General features: G+C 62.9%; 14 protein-coding genes. 5 read left to right on the top strand and 9 right to left on the bottom strand.

Going from position 1 to position 14,740, the window contains the following annotated elements; translation table 11 throughout:
- The first annotated feature begins 16 nt into the window (after positions 1-16).
- Complete coding sequence (gyrB, locus tag ETQ85_RS11255) at positions 17-2,506, top strand: DNA topoisomerase (ATP-hydrolyzing) subunit B (RefSeq protein ID WP_148579150.1); 2,490 nt, start codon at positions 17-19, stop codon at positions 2,504-2,506.
- Positions 2,507-2,602: 96 nt separating this feature from the next.
- On the opposite strand, the gene ETQ85_RS11250 is transcribed toward gyrB, so the two are convergent.
- A complete protein-coding gene (locus tag ETQ85_RS11250; protein ID WP_148579149.1) occupies positions 2,603-3,493 on the bottom strand; it encodes a LysR family transcriptional regulator in 891 nt (296 codons plus the stop codon).
- 105 nt (positions 3,494-3,598) lie between these two features.
- Here ETQ85_RS11250 and ETQ85_RS11245 point away from each other — a divergent pair, with 105 nt between their 5' ends.
- The 3 genes from ETQ85_RS11245 to ETQ85_RS11235 all read left to right on the top strand — a co-directional run bounded on the left by ETQ85_RS11245 (position 3,599) and on the right by ETQ85_RS11235 (position 6,120).
- Positions 3,599-4,669: an alkene reductase gene (locus ETQ85_RS11245; protein ID WP_148579148.1), complete on the top strand. Its 1,071-nt coding sequence runs from the start codon at positions 3,599-3,601 to the stop codon at positions 4,667-4,669.
- A gap of 11 nt (positions 4,670-4,680) precedes the next feature.
- Positions 4,681-5,508 (top strand): pirin family protein, encoded by an 828-nt coding sequence (locus ETQ85_RS11240; protein WP_148579147.1) that lies wholly within the window; start codon positions 4,681-4,683, stop codon positions 5,506-5,508.
- A 63-nt stretch (positions 5,509-5,571) separates the two neighbouring features.
- Positions 5,572-6,120, top strand: a complete 549-nt coding sequence (locus tag ETQ85_RS11235) for an isochorismatase family protein (RefSeq protein WP_222862136.1) — start codon at positions 5,572-5,574, stop codon at positions 6,118-6,120.
- Between the two features lie 239 nt (positions 6,121-6,359).
- Here the strand turns inward: ETQ85_RS11235 and ETQ85_RS11230 are convergent, their stop codons facing one another.
- The 8 genes from ETQ85_RS11230 to ppnN all read right to left on the bottom strand — a co-directional run bounded on the left by ETQ85_RS11230 (position 6,360) and on the right by ppnN (position 14,275).
- On the bottom strand, positions 6,360-8,408 hold the full coding sequence (locus ETQ85_RS11230) for a hybrid sensor histidine kinase/response regulator (RefSeq protein WP_148579145.1): 2,049 nt from the start codon (positions 8,406-8,408) through the stop codon (positions 6,360-6,362).
- Positions 8,409-8,426: 18 nt separating this feature from the next.
- Positions 8,427-9,263 carry a phosphate/phosphite/phosphonate ABC transporter substrate-binding protein gene (locus ETQ85_RS11225; RefSeq protein WP_148579144.1) on the bottom strand — a complete coding sequence of 279 codons (837 nt, stop codon included), beginning with the start codon at positions 9,261-9,263 and terminating at the stop codon, positions 8,427-8,429.
- Positions 9,264-9,323: 60 nt separating this feature from the next.
- Complete coding sequence (gene pdxH / locus ETQ85_RS11220) at positions 9,324-9,971, bottom strand: pyridoxamine 5'-phosphate oxidase (protein WP_148579143.1); 648 nt, start codon at positions 9,969-9,971, stop codon at positions 9,324-9,326.
- A 43-nt stretch (positions 9,972-10,014) separates the two neighbouring features.
- Complete coding sequence (locus tag ETQ85_RS11215) at positions 10,015-11,241, bottom strand: hypothetical protein (RefSeq protein ID WP_148579142.1); 1,227 nt, start codon at positions 11,239-11,241, stop codon at positions 10,015-10,017.
- Positions 11,242-11,243: 2 nt separating this feature from the next.
- The gene (locus ETQ85_RS11210) at positions 11,244-12,014 is read right to left on the bottom strand and encodes a hypothetical protein (protein WP_148579141.1); all 771 of its coding nucleotides are present in this window, start codon (positions 12,012-12,014) and stop codon (positions 11,244-11,246) included.
- A gap of 12 nt (positions 12,015-12,026) precedes the next feature.
- The gene (locus ETQ85_RS11205; protein WP_148579140.1) at positions 12,027-12,542 is read right to left on the bottom strand and encodes a hypothetical protein; all 516 of its coding nucleotides are present in this window, start codon (positions 12,540-12,542) and stop codon (positions 12,027-12,029) included.
- Entirely contained in the window at positions 12,539-12,817 is a 279-nt protein-coding gene (locus ETQ85_RS11200) for a DnaJ domain-containing protein (RefSeq protein WP_148579139.1), read from the bottom strand. Before ETQ85_RS11200 ends, ETQ85_RS11205 begins: the two co-directional genes overlap by 4 nt.
- A gap of 72 nt (positions 12,818-12,889) precedes the next feature.
- On the bottom strand, positions 12,890-14,275 hold the full coding sequence (gene ppnN / locus ETQ85_RS11195) for a nucleotide 5'-monophosphate nucleosidase PpnN (RefSeq protein WP_148579138.1): 1,386 nt from the start codon (positions 14,273-14,275) through the stop codon (positions 12,890-12,892).
- 191 nt (positions 14,276-14,466) lie between these two features.
- Between ppnN and ETQ85_RS11190 the strand changes: the two genes are divergently transcribed.
- The gene (locus ETQ85_RS11190) at positions 14,467-14,739 is read left to right on the top strand and encodes a hypothetical protein (RefSeq protein WP_148579137.1); all 273 of its coding nucleotides are present in this window, start codon (positions 14,467-14,469) and stop codon (positions 14,737-14,739) included.
- Position 14,740 lies beyond the last annotated feature (1 nt).

Raw genomic sequence — 14,740 nt, 5'->3', positions numbered from 1 at the left:
AAGAACCGAGAGCACCATGTCCGAACCGCAAAGCCCTGCCGTCCCCGCCGCCCCTGTCGCCAACGACAACTACGACGAATCCAGCATCCAGCAGCTCGAAGGGCTGGAGGCCGTGAGGAAGCGCCCGGGCATGTACATCGGCGACACCTCCGACGGCACCGGCCTGCACCACATGGTTTTCGAGGTCGTCGACAACGCCATCGACGAAGCCCTGGCCGGCCATTGCGACGACATCGTCATCACCATCCACGCCGACAACTCCATCTCGGTCACCGACAACGGACGCGGCATTCCGGTCGGCGTAAAGATGGACGACAAGCACGAGCCCAAGCGCTCGGCGGCCGAAATCGTCATGTGCGTGCTGCACGCCGGCGGCAAGTTCAACCAGAACAGCTACAAGGTGTCCGGCGGCCTGCACGGCGTGGGCGTCTCGTGCGTGAATGCGCTGTCCAAGTGGCTGCGCCTCATCGTGCGCCGCGACGGCAAGAAGTACGGCCTCGAATTCAACCGCGGCCACGCCATCGACCGCCAGATCGAACTCGTCAACGGCATCGAAACCAGCCCCCTGCGCGTGCTCGGCGACACCAACCGGCGCGGCACCGAAGTGCACTTCCTGGCTGACGAAGAAATCTTCGGCACCGTCGAATTCCACTACGAAATCCTCGCCAAGCGCCTGCGCGAACTGTCCTTCCTCAACAACGGCGTCAAGATCCGCCTGATCGACCGTCGCAACGGCAAGGAAGAAGACTTCGCCTTTGCCGGCGGCGTGGCCGGCTTCGTCGAATACGTCAACCGTTCCAAATCGGTGCTGCACCCCACGGTTTTCCACTCCACCGGCGAATCCATCCAGAACGGCGTGCCCATCGCCGTCGAAGTCGCCATGCAGTGGAACGACAGCTACGCCGAACAGGTGCTGTGCTTCACCAACAACATTCCCCAGGCCGACGGCGGCACCCACCTCACCGGCCTGCGCGCCGCCATGACGCGGGTCATCAACAAGTACATCGACGAACACGAAATTGCCCGCAAGGCCAAGGTCGACATCAGTGGCGACGACATGCGCGAAGGCCTGGCCTGCGTACTCTCCGTCAAGATGCCCGACCCCAAGTTCGCCTCGCAAACCAAGATGAAGCTGGTTTCCGGCGAAGCCCGTCCGGCCGTTGAAGAAGTCGTGGCCCAGAAGCTCGCCGACTTCCTGCAGGAGCGCCCGATCGACGCCAAGACGATTTGCGGCAAGATCGTCGAAGCCTCCCGCGCCCGTGAAGCCGCCCGCAAGGCCCGCGAAATGACCCGCCGCAAGGGCGTGCTCGACGGCGTCGGCCTGCCCGGCAAGCTCGCCGACTGCCAGGAAAAAGACCCGGCCCTGTGCGAAATCTACATCGTCGAGGGCGACTCCGCCGGCGGCTCCGCCAAGCAGGGCCGCGACCGTAAATTCCAGGCCATCCTGCCGCTGCGCGGCAAGGTGCTCAACGTCGAACGGGCACGCTTCGACAAGCTCATCAGTTCCGAGCAGATCACCACGCTGATCACCGCCCTCGGCACCAGCATCGGCGTCGAAGACTTCAAGCCCGAAAAGCTGCGCTACCACCGCATCATCCTGATGACCGACGCGGACGTGGACGGCGCGCACATCCGCACCCTGCTGCTCACCTTCTTCTACCGCCAGATGCGCGAAATCGTCGAGCGCGGGCACATCTACATCGCCCAGCCGCCGCTCTACAAGATCAAGCACGGCAAGAACGAGATGTACATCAAGGACGACACCGAGCTTAACGCCCACCTGCTCAAGCTCGGCCTCGAAGGCGCCTCGCTCACCCCCGGTGAAGGCCTCGCCGCCATCGACACCGACGCCCTCGGCGGCCTGGCGCGCACCTACCTGCTCGCCGAAGCCATCATCCGGCGCCTCGCCGACTGGATCGATTCGGCCGTCCTGCACGCACTGCTGGCCCACGATCTGCCCCTGTCGCTCGACGACGAAACGGCGGCCCGCGACTCCGCCGCCCGCCTGCAGGCCGCCGTCGGCAGCGAAGTCAGCATCGAGGCCATCTTCAACGAAAGCACCGAAGCCTGGACGCTGGACATTGCCCGCATGCACCACGGCAACCGCAAGCTGACCCAGATCGACGCCGATTTCCTGCGCTCCGGCGACTACCGCACCGTGCGCCTGGCCACCGAATCCATTTCCGGCCTGATCCAGCCCGGCGCTGTCATGCGTCGCGGTGAAAAGCAGCAAGCCGTCACCAGCTTCGCCGACGCCATCCGCTGGATGCTCGCCGACGTCGAACGCGGCATCAGCAAGCAGCGCTACAAGGGTCTGGGCGAAATGAACCCCGAGCAACTCTGGGAAACCACCATGGACCCGGCCGTACGCCGCCTGCTGCGCGTACAGATCGACGACGCCATCACCGCCGACGAGATCTTCACCACCCTGATGGGCGACAACGTCGAACCGCGCCGGGCGTTCATTGAAGCCAACGCGCTGTATGCGCGGAATCTGGACGTGTGATTGATTTTTGCGGCTGACTCAGACCATGAAAAAAGCTCCTTCGGGAGCTTTTTTCATGGTGGTCGATCGTGCCGCAATCTCCGGATCCTGGCTATTTCATGCAAAGGCATGGCCGCTTAGCCGTTCGCGCAGAAACTCGATGAAACGCTGCGTCTTGGCCGGTAGCAGACGCGTTTCAGTCATCGCGTAGACCGGGGTTGCCGGGCCTTCCCAGTCGGGGAGGATGCGCTGCAAGCGCCCGTGGGCGACATCTTCCGCAACGATTTCGGCCGGCAGGACGGCGATGCCCTGATCAAGGCTGGCAAGCCGCCGGATCAAGCCCACGCTGTTGAGCTGGAAGCGGCCGCCGACCGTGATCTCCAGCGCTTCATCCCCCTTGTGCAGCAGCCACACATTGGCTTTTCCGGAGCGGAAGCCGATGCACTCGTGCTTTGCCAGATCGCAGGGGTGTGAAGGCTCACCAAACTGCTCGAGATAACGCGGTGAGGCGTAGAGGCGGCATGCCAGGTTGGCGAGTTGCCGGGCAATCAGGTTGGAACTCGGTGGATGGCCCATGCGGATGGCGACATCGAAAGGCTCGGCGACGAGATCGACCACCCGTGGGGTCAGGTCCAAGTCGAAGCTGATGCCCGGATACAGGCGCGCAAACTCGGCAATCAGCGGCGCCAGGTAGATGTTCGCAAAATCCACTGGCAGGGAGGCGCGCAGCACACCGCTCGGCTGTGCCAGCAGCTCCCCCAGCTGCTCGTGCGCCAGCTTGGCCTCATCGACGATGCGTTTGCAGCGCTCGAAGTAGATCTGGCCCGCTTCGGTCAGCTCGATCCTGCGGGTCGTCCGGTGCAGCAGCCGCAGGCCGATGGCCTTTTCGAGGGCGCTGATGCGGCGGGACACCGTCGAGTTGGGGATGCCGACCGCCTCCGCCGCATGGCGAAAGCCCTTCGCCTTGACCACCTCCACGAACAAGGCCATGTCATTCAATAGTTTCACTTACATTGCCCCATCATTGGATCAATCATTTCGATTTTAGCCACTTTATCGCGAATTCGAGTTGGCAGATCATGGCTTCACCTTAACTTCACTCAGGATTGCCCCATGAGCCAGCTCTTCACTCCCGTTCGTATCGGCCGCCTTACGCTGCAAAACCGTCTGGTCATGGCACCGATGACCCGTTCGCGTTCCGACGACAACGGCACCCCGAGCGATCTGGTGGCCACCTATTACAGCCAGCGCGCCAGCGCCGGTCTGATCATTACCGAAGGCGTTTTCCCGTCGGCCATGGGCAAGGGTTATGTGCGCACGCCGGGCATCGAGACCGATGCCCAGGTCGCGGCCTGGAAGAAGGTGACCGAGGCCGTTCATGCCAAGGGTGGCCGGATCTTCATGCAGCTGATGCACTGCGGGCGCATCTCGCATCCGTCGCTGCTGCCAAACGACGCCCAGCCCGTCGCGCCGTCGGCGCTCAAGCCGGCCGGCCAGACCTGGACCGCCAGCGGCTTGCAGGATTTCGTGACCCCTCGAGAACTCAGTCTGGAAGACATCGCCGGCGTGATCGAGGACTACCGCCTCGCCACCCGCCGGGCCCTGGCCGCCGGCTTCGATGGCGTCGAACTGCACACCGCCTCGGGCTACCTGCCCGAACAGTTCCTGTCGTCCGGCAGCAACCAGCGCCAGGATCAATACGGCGGCTCGGTGGAAAACCGCGCCCGCTTCGTGCTGGAGGTGCTGGCCGCCATGGTTGCCGAGGCCGGCGGGGATCGCGTCGGGATCAAGATTTCGCCGGAGATGGGCTTCAACGACATCACCGACGCCAATCCCCAGGAGACCTACACCTATCTGGTCGAGCAAGTGCGCGGCCTCGATCTGGCCTACCTGCACGTCGCGCTGTTCGGCGCCAAGGTCGATTACCACGCCTTGCTGCGCCCGCTGTTCAACGGCGCCTACCTGATTGGCGGCGGCCTGGACCAGACTGGCGCGGAAGCCGTGCTGGCCGATAAGCGGGCCGACGCGACGGTATTCGGTGGCGCCTTCCTGTCCAACCCGGATCTGCCCGAGCGTTTCCGCCAGGGCCTTCCCCTCAACACCCCGGACAAGAACACCTTCTATTCGCCGGGCGCCGAGGGCTACACGGACTATCCGTTCGCCAGCGGGACCAACGCCAATTGAGGGACGCCGCCATGCGCGAGATTGCCCATTTGCAGCACATGAACATCGGCAGCGGCTTTCGTGCCTTTGCGCTGCGCGGTGGCGAGATGGCCAGGCCAATCGACCCCTTTCTGGGTGTTGATCACGCCTGGATGAGCGCCGCCACCTTCCAGACGCACCCGCATGCCGGCTTCTCCGCGGTGTCCTACCTGTTTCTCGATTCGGAAACGGGTGTCCGGAACCGGGATTCGCTGGGCACGCGCAACCTCATTCAGCCTGGCGGCCTGCACTGGACCGCCGCCGGTCGCGGAGTGGTGCATGACGAGGTGCCTGTCCACACGGGCAAGACCGTTCATATGCTGCAGATCTTCGTCAATCTGGCGGTCGAAAAACAGGACGCCGAGCCTTTCTCGCTCAGTCTTGAGCCGCAGGATGTGCCGGTCATGCACCTGCCCGGGGTGAAGCTTCGCGTTCCGCTGGGCTCCTTTGGCGAGGCACGCTCGTCACTGCGTCCGCCCACCGATGTCTGCCTGCTGGACATCTCGCTCGACGAGGGCGCCAGCCTGGCCGTTCCGGTGTCGCCCGGCCACAGCGCTTTCATCATGCCGATCTTCGGCGCGGTGGAGATCAACGGTGAACCGTTCGATGCCAGCGACTCGGGATTGCCGGTGTTCCAGGCCCAGGCCACGTCCCATGACATTACGCTGGAGGCGACGCGGGGGAGTGCCAAGGTCGTCGTCTTTTCTGGCCTGCCGCTCAATCAGCCGGTGCACTGGCAGGGGCCGCTGGCCCTGGCTTCCGCCGAAGCTCTGGCTGCACGGATTACCGCGTACCAGCGCGGGGAGTTCGGGTCTGTCTGACCCTATCAATTCTGCAAGGAGAAAAACATGCGCTTCGCAAGATTTACCGCTGACAATGCCGCCATGCTGCTGATCGACCATCAGGTTGGCACTATGGGCTGGGTCAAGTCGATTTCGTTTGAAGAGATGAAACGGAATGCGCTGATGCTGGCGCAGGCCGCCCGCATCCTGAAAATGCCGGTCGTGCTGACCTCCAGCATGGAGGAATACGCCCAGGGCCCCCTGCTGAGCGAACTGGAATCCATCCTGCCCGCTGAATTTGCGGCACGCGTCAAACGCTTCGGCATCGTCAATGCCATGGATGACGAAAACTTTGCCGCAGCGGTCAAGGCGACCGGGCGCAGGAAACTCATCATTGCCGGCGTCACCAATGACGTGTGCACGGTTTATCCGGCCCTTAGCCTGGTGGGGGACGGCTTCGAGGTGCAGGTCGTTGCCGATGCGGGCGGGTCGCCGACCAGTATGGCCGATGACATTGCCTTGCGCAGGATGGCGCAGGCCGGTGTAACGCTAACCAGCACCAACCAGTTGATTGCCGAGCTGGCCGGCAGCTGGGTGACGCCTGAAGGTGGCGAGTTGATTCAGGTGATGATGCCTGCGCTGCAGGCCTGAGTTTTCTTGCCGATTTTCACGAAAACCGTGTGAGGTCTGAGTCGAATCATCAGAGATCTCATGAAATTCATCAGACGCTTGATGATTCTTATGAGACCGCTGATGCCAATCATCCAGGTGTTGATGAGCGTCGTCAGCGCTCTGATGGTCGTCATCAGGCGCTTGATGATTGCCATCCAGGGTTACACGACAATCATGGAGGCCTGAGTGATGGCCACCCAGGCCTCGACGAAAATCGCTCAACACTGCCTGGCAGTCGTCCACTTCTCCAGTCGCTCGAACAACTCGTTCGCGTTGATCGGCTTGGCGATGTAGTCGTCCATGCCGGCGTCGATGCAGCGCTCCCGGTCGCCGGTCATGGCGTTGGCGGTCATGGCGATGATCGGGACCCGGGTCGCCCCGGCTTCCTGCGCGCGGATACGCCGCGTGGCCTCCAGCCCGTCCATGACCGGCATCTGCATGTCCATCAGCACGACGTCGAAGTGCTTGTGGCGGAAGGCTTCGAGGGCCAGCGCCCCGTTCCCGGCAATCTCGACGGCATAGTTTCGGCGCGTCAGCAGTACCGTGGCGACCCGCTGGTTGACCGGGTTGTCTTCCACCAGCAGAACACACAGCCCTGATGCCGGGTCTTCCATTGCGCTGGCCTGGCTGCCCGGGTGTTGTGCCGCTGGCTCAGGGCACAGCAGCGGCTCTGGCATTTCCGCAAGCCGACATGGCAGCATGAAGTAGAAGGTCGAGCCGCGTCCCGGTTCGCTGTCCAGCCAGATCCTGCCGCCCATCAGTGTGCTGAGGCGACTGGAGATCGACAGGCCCAGCCCGGTTCCGCCGAACTTGCGGGTGGTGGACGTATCTTCCTGCGAGAAGGCGTCGAAGACGTATTTTTGCGCCTCCGGGGTGATGCCGATGCCGGTGTCCCGTACGGCAAAGCGCAGCCATTCCTGCCCCCGGTCATCCGCTTCCCGCTGCACGGTCAGCATAACCTCGCCCTTCTCGGTGAATTTGACGGCATTGCTGAGCAGGTTGAGGAGAATCTGCTGGATGCGGATGGGGTCGCCCGTTACCTGCTGCGGAACGCCGACGTCGATGAGGCAATCGACCTTCAGGCCCTTGCCCGTGCCGCGCAAGGCAATCGGACGCAGGGTCTCGTGCACCAGCCCGGGCAGATTGAAACCGACGCTTTCGATGTCGAGCTTGCCGGCTTCGATTTTTGAGAAGTCGAGGATGTCGTTGATGATGATGAGCAGCGAATTCGACGAGGCACGCACGGTGTCGAGGTAATCGCGCTGCTCGTCGGTGAGCGCTGTGTCCAGGGCCAGCTCGGTCATGCCGATGATGCCGTTCATCGGGGTGCGGATCTCGTGACTCATGTTGGCCAGAAAGTCGCTCTTGGCGCGGTTGGCTGCTTCGGCCGTGTCGCGCGCCTGCTCCAGCGCGATGCGGCTCGCCTCCCGTTCGTCCACCAGGCGGCGGATGGCCAGGGACAGCGCACCGATGTCTTCTTCCGGCGTGGCCCCCGGCGCCGCCGGCAGCGTTTGCAGATCGGCCAGCAGCTTACGCAGGGAAACCAGGGCCTGTTCCCGGCTCGCCAGTTCCTGGCGCAGGCGGGCGGCGGTCTGGTTGAGCACGTCGAACATGGGCCGGAACTCCAGCGGCAGATCGGCCAGCTGTTGCGCATTGTCGCTAGCCCGGCTGGCCGATTCATGGGGCTCGAAATGACGAACCCGGTCGAGGGAGCCAAGCCAGTGCTTGAGCGGAAACCAGATCAGCGCCAGGCCACCGGAGAAGCCGACCAGGGTCAGCAACAGGGCCGAGCGAAAGAGCTTCCACAACCCGCCGGCAATGAAATCCACGTCAAAGGCCAGACGCAGCACACCGTAGTCGCGCCCGCCCGCCGAGATGACGCGGTTAACTTCGTAAAGGCGTTCCGCCACCTTGTCGCGCAGCCAGCCCGGCGCTTCGGCCTCGGGGATCAGGCGGTTGTCGCTGTGCATGCCGCCACCGGACAGATCGATGAAGTTGGCCGAGGTGAACTGCGAACCGAGTATGGATTTTTCGAGGGTCCGCTTGATCGTGTCGTAGTCGCCAATGACGGCGCTGTCGGAGATCGTCTGAGCCGTCACCTCGATCAGCATGGTGGCCGACTGCTGGGCTGTTTCCAGCTCCTGGACAAACTGGTACTGGTAAAAAAGGGCGAGGCCGAGGCCGACAAAAATCAGCAGCGTCGCCGAATACAGCGCATAGATGCGCGCCACCAGCGACTGCGGCAACAACCTGATGAGCTTGCCCACGAGCGTCTGGCCGGGGTCTCAGCGCAAACCTGCCGGAGCGCTCTGGTAGAACTTGCGGTAGGAGACGTAATCGCTGCTACTGGCAGGGATGAAATAGGCGTCGCTGCTGAGCCCGACTTCCTGCGAGGCCTTGTGCAGGATTTCCTGCCCGCGCGGATCCTTGTGCATGCTCAGGAAGGCGCTGGCGACGGCTTTCAGGTCTTTCTCCGGCACCTTGCCGGCGGCCATCAGGGCCAGGTCGTGGTAGGGCTCGGAGGTCCACAGGACGCGGAACTTCTTGTTCTCGCGGGCGGTGTAGCCCTCGATCAGCATCGAGTTGCTGCCGACGGCCTTGGCCTTGCCGGCAAACATCTGGGCGATGGCGGCGTTCTGGTTGCCACCGAAAACAGCCTTGATGTCGACGCCTTTTGACTGCAGGTGGGCCGATGGCACCTTGTAGCCGATAAAGGCTTCGGGGCCGGCAAAGGCCACTTCCTGGCCCTTCAGCTCATCGATGCGGGTAATCGGCGAATCGGCCGGCACGGCGATCTGGCCGTGCAGCGGTGGTGCGTTGCGGCGGCCGAAGACTTTCCAGCCGAGGGTTTCGCGCTCGGGGCTGAAGAGGTGGTTGGTGAATACGAATTCGACTTCCTGGGCCAGCACGTAGCTGGTCGTATCGGCCGAGGTGCGCCCGATTTTGAGCTGCAGCTTGACCCCGCTCTTGTCCGAAACGTACTGGATGATCGGGTTCCAGTAAGCCGCCGTCTTGTTGATGTCCCATTGATTGACCGGCGAGAAGCGATAGCTTGCCTCATCGGCAAAAGCAGGCAGGGAGCCCAGCATGAGCATGGAAGTGACAGCAAGACGGCGCAACATCTCTAACCTCTTCGGCAGGCGGGTGATCATTATCGCATTGAAGGCCCGGGCGGCCAGCGCTCAGGGCGACAGGCGCTCCCTGTGCCACAGGCCGTCGTCGGCCAGCCGGTAGGCCATCCGGTCGTGCAGCCGGGAAGCCCGGCCCTGCCAGAACTCCCAGTAGTCCGGATGCAGCCGGTAGCCGCCCCAGTGGGGTGGGCGGGGCGGGTTGAGTCCGAACTTGAGGGCGTATTCGGCGGCACGGGCGACGATAGTGCCGCGACCGGCGATGGGCTGGCTCTGGTTCGAGGCCCACGCGCCAATGCGGTGGCTGAGGGGACGGCTGGCGAAATAGGCGTCGGACTCTTCGGGCGCAAGCTTTTCGACACGGCCTTCGATGCGCACCACCCGTTCCAGCTCGACCCAGTGGAATTGCAGCGCGGCAAAGGGATGCGCTTCCAGCTCCTCGCCCTTGCGGCTGGCGTAGTTGGTGTACCAGACGATGCCGCGCTCGTCGTAAGCCTTGATCAGCACCACACGGGTGGACGGGCGGCCGTCGGCGCCCACGGTGGCCACCGTCATCGCGTTGGGTTCGGGCAGCTTCTTGTCGAGGGCTTCGGTGAGCCAGACGCCAAACTGATGCAACGGGTCGTCGGTGGCTTCATGGTCGTCGAGGCTGCCCTTGTCGTAGCTTTGACGCAGGTCGGCGAGGGGGGGCTTGTTGCTCATCGGGGACTCCTCCGGAGGATGGATCCGCTACGGGGCGGCAGCGTCAGGGCTTTTTCTTCCAGCCCGGCCGGCACGCCTCGTGCAGATAAGTCAGGGCGTGGGCCTGGATGTCGTCGTCGAGCTTTACGCCGGCTTCCGGGCCGAGGTCTTCCTGCCACAGACGCAGCACGTCGGCCTGGTATTCGAAGGGCACCACGGTTTCGATGAAGGCTTCGACGGCCTTGTCATCGAAACCGGCATCGCGAAAGTGCTGCCAGATTGCGATGGCGTCCTTCTTGCGCAGCACCGGGGTCGGCTCGAGGCCGGTCGCGACCATCAGCAGCGCCGTGCACTGCACGTCAGTGTGATCGCCGTGGCCGCCGGTGATGCGCCGCCATTCCTCTTCCATCGCCTTGTCGTGGTGGGTGACTTCATCCACATCGCTGGCATCGAAGAAGAACAGGCCGGAAAAGCGCTCCTGACGGCGATACAGGTCGATGGCCTCATGACCGCGGATGAGGGCCAGCACGTCGCTGAGAAAATGCTCCCGCGCCCGGTCGAGCAGGGCCTGCAGCGCTGGCGGGGCTTCTTCGCGCCACGCGTCGAGCAGGGAGAAATCGTGTTTGCGCTTTTTGCGCGCGGCTTCGTGCAACTTGGTAAAACGCTCGCCGCTGAAAAAGCCTTTCGGATTCTTCTCGGCAAACAGCACCAGCAGGACGCTATTGACGACCGAATCACAGGACACATGCCAGCCCTGCACCTCGTCGCGGCTGACGCCGAACTTGCCGGCCAGCCAGTAGCTCAATTCATGCAGGTTGTGGTTCTTCTCGCGGGCCTTGCGCTCCAGCAGGTAGCGCGCAAACGTCATCGGCTCGTCGAAGGTCCACCGCGACAGGAACACCTTTTCGTCCTCGTTGAGGGCGTTGGGGGGCTCCAGAAAACTGTCGGTGGGCAACTTGAGCAGGCCGCGCAGACGTTCGGCGCCAGCCTTCGACAGGGCCAGCAGGCTCTTGTCGCGCAGCAGACGGGCAGCGGCATCGAGTTGCCCACCGGCCTCCGCTTCGAGGGCCAGGCCGACCAGCGTGACCAGCCGGGTGCGCGCCGCTTCAAGTTCGGGGCGCAGGTTGGCCGTGCCGAAGAAGCCGGCCAGCTGCACGATTCCCTTGGCCCCTTCGCGCCTGATCGACGCCAAACGTGCCTCGTCGACCAAACCCTCTTTCAGGGCGTGGCCCAGCACCCGTTCGAAATAGGGACGCGCATCAACTTTGGCAACGGCGGTTTCACTGAACATCGTCAGATCGCGGACTCGTCGTCGTCTTCGTCGAGCTTGGGTACACCGGGCTCGCCGGATTCGGCTACGGGCATGTTGGCGGCTTCATTGGCCCGCGCGATGCGGTCGCGGATCTCGATGATCAGCAGTTCGAAGGTATCGGTGAATTCGTGGCGTAGCACCCAGGCCGTTTCCATCCAGTCGGAATCGGCGACTTCGGAACGCGACATGCGCACCCGCACCATTTCGATGGCGTCGCCAATCTCGAGACCCTGGTCGAGGTCGTCACGCTGCTCGGCATCCCAGGTGGACACGCGCTTGGGCGCAAAGGCACGCTCGGCATCCGAGTCCTTCTCGAAAACGCCGTGGTAGGCCAGGGTTTGCAGGGCGTCGTATTCGTCGGTGAAGTAGTCGGCCAGCAGGCGCACGCCTTCGTCGTGCTCGGCCAGGCATTCGAGCACCTCGGCGCAGGCCGGACCGGTGCGATGCATCACCGAGTTCATCGTGTTGCGCAGGCGCGGCACGTATTTCTCGATCGGCTCGCCGTATTTGCGCTCGAGCAGAATCGCCTCGACGAACTGCTCGGGGCTGACCACCAGGTTGATCACCGATTCCTTGCTGGTGTCGAATTCGCGCATCAGCGCCAGCACGTCCTTCGGCGCCATTTCGTCGAGCACGCTGACTAGCGCGTGATCGCCTTCCTTCTCGGCGATGGCCACCAGAAAGGATTCGGCCTCCGCAATTTCACCGGACAGGATCAGGGCTTTCGCCTGTTGGATGACGGGGTGAGTCATGGGCAATCTCGCTTATCGGTCAATGGCATCGAAGCCCTGCTCGGACATCCAGCCTTCACCGGATTCACTCAGGTCTTCGCTATCGTCTTCATCTTCGTCGTCCACGGCGGACGCAGCCTGCGGACGGCGCAGGTCTTCGGTCAGCAGCCATTCGAGGACCACGGTGGTGACGAGGAAGGCATCGCCATCGGCTTCGTCGGCATTCAGGCAGGCATCGATCAGCGGCAGCGCCCACGGAGCAATCACGAGGGTTTTGGCCAGCTCTTTCCAGCGCGGGAAACCCGGCATCCCCGGCGTGCTGCGGGACGCCTTGTCGAGCATCTTGCGGTCATTGAGCTTGAAGGCGCCGTGAAAGGCCGGGGCGACCATTTCGGGCGCCTCTTCGAGCATCGGCATCAGGTATTCAAAGGATTGACGCTTTTCCTGCAGACGCTTCTTGAGCACATCCTTGCCTTCCGAATCGGAACGCAGGTCGTCAATTTCGCTGGAATAGCGCTCGGCCAGATCTTCAAAATAAATAGAGGTCACGAAATAGCTTTTTCAATGTAGGAGTTCCAGAGGGAGGCGGCTTCCTCCAGCGGATCGTCAATCAGATTGCGACGGCGCTGCAAATCGTGTTCCTGCCGTTTGCCTTCATCGGAGAGAAGGTCGTAGGCCATTTGCGCTTCGCGAAAGCGCGCTTCCGCATTCGGTGACGGATTCTTGTCCGGGTGGTACAGCCGCGCCGCCTTGCGATAGGCCGTTTTAATGGCATCGAGCGGCGCGGTCGGCGAAACACCCAGAATATCGTAGGGATCTCTCATTTAATGTCCACGGAGCACGGCAGATCGACAGCCGGCGATTTTAACACGCTGACGCAGCGCGACTTTTTTGCTTCAGTCGGGAGGGTTGCCGGCCAGCACGCGGTAGCACGGGTTGTATTTCTTGCCCGGCAGCTTCATGCGGCCCTGGGCCACGAAGGACGCCAGCAGCGCATCCATCGGCCCCATGATCGCCGGTTCGCCGTAGATCTCGAAACTGCCGTGCTTTTCGATCTCGCGGATGCCCTCGTTCTTCACATTGCCCGCCACCACCCCCGAAAAGGCGCGCCGCAGGTTGGCCGCCAGCAGGTGGGTCGGCTGGTTCTTGTGCAGCTTGAGGGTGCGCATCCTTTCGTGGGTCGGCCGGAAAGGCTTCTGGAATTCGTGCTCGATGCGCAGCAGCCAGTTGAAGTAATAGGCATCGCGCTTTTCCTTGCGGAAGGCGCGCACTTCCTCGATGCCAACCTGCATGACCCGCGCCACCTCGGCCGGATCGTCAACGATGATCTTGTAGCGCTTTTGCGCCTCGGCCCCGAGGGTTTCGCCGATGAAGCGGTCAATCTGCACGAAATACTCGGCCGCGCTCTTCGGGCCGGTAAACACCAGCGGAAAGGGCAGCTCGGCGTTGTCGGGATGGAGCAGGATGCCGAGGATGTAGAGAATTTCCTCCGCCGTGCCGGCTCCACCCGGAAACACCACGATGCCGTGGGAGGTGCGCACGAAAGCCTCCAGGCGCTTCTCGACGTCGGGAAAAATCACCAGTTCGCTGACGATGGGGTTGGGTGCCTCGGCAGCGATGATGCCCGGCTCGGTAAAGCCCAGGTAGCGGCCGTTCGTGATGCGCTGCTTGGCGTGGGCCAGAGCGGCGCCCTTCATCGGCCCCTTCATGGCGCCCGGCCCGCAGCCGGTGCAGATGTCGAGGCCACGCAGGCCCAGCTGGTGACCGACCACCTTGGTGTAGTCGTATTCCTCGCGGCTGATCGAATGCCCGCCCCAGCACACCACCAGGTTCGGCTGGTTCATCGGCTGCAGGATGCCGGCATTGCGCAGGATGTGGAACACCGCGTCGGTAAGGCCTTCCGAGCTCCCGAAATCGAACTTCGGGTTGCCGCCGATCTCGTTGTTCACATAGACGATATCGCGCAATACGGTGACCAGATGCTCCTGGATGCCCTTGATCATCTTGCCGTCTACAAACGCACTGGCCGGCGCTGCCGTGATGTCGAGCTTGATGCCGCGCTCCCGCTGGAGGATGCGGATATCGAAGGATTTGTAGCGTTCCAGCAGCTCCTTGCCGTCATCCAGCTCGTTGCCGCAGTTGAGCACCGCCAGCGAACAGTTGCGGTACAGCTCGTGCAGGCTGCCATGGCCCTTGTGGGACAGCTTGGCCGCTTCGCTCCTGGAAAGCACTTCCAGACGACCGGTGGGGGAGACTTGTGCGTCGACGACTTCGTATTCCATGGCGGGGCTCTCGTGGTCGTGGGATCGTTGGCAGGCGCCAATCGTAGCGCGATTCGCGGAGAAAGGCAGAGCCTGCCGACTACACCGTTTGGCAGATAAATCCGGCGTTTCCCGTTGCTGCCGTTTCATTGGGTGATAATCGGAAGCGCTGGCGATTTCGCCGGCAAGACGAAGCAAAGGAAATCACAAGTATGAAAAGCACCGACCTGGAGAAAAACAAGGGTTTGAAAATCAATGGAAAAATGGGTGCGGCCGGCGTTCCCAACCGCTTCGGCACTGGCGCAGCCAGCGCGTCCGACAAGCGTGAACAACGCCAGCAGGAACGGGCCCTGGGCCAGGTTCCCTTTGCCTGCAAGCTGCCGATCGATCTGGTGAAACAACTCCAGGAACGTGGCGCTGCCCACGAAGGCGGAATGAACGCCCTCATGACCGAACTGATCACCAAGGCACTCGCCAGCGCCTAAG

It is taken from the genome of Zoogloea oleivorans (genome assembly GCF_008107625.1).
Classification (GTDB): domain Bacteria; phylum Pseudomonadota; class Gammaproteobacteria; order Burkholderiales; family Rhodocyclaceae; genus Zoogloea; species Zoogloea oleivorans.
The sequence above is the reverse complement of the archived record's forward strand: the minus strand, read 5'-3'. Positions and strand labels throughout refer to the sequence as shown.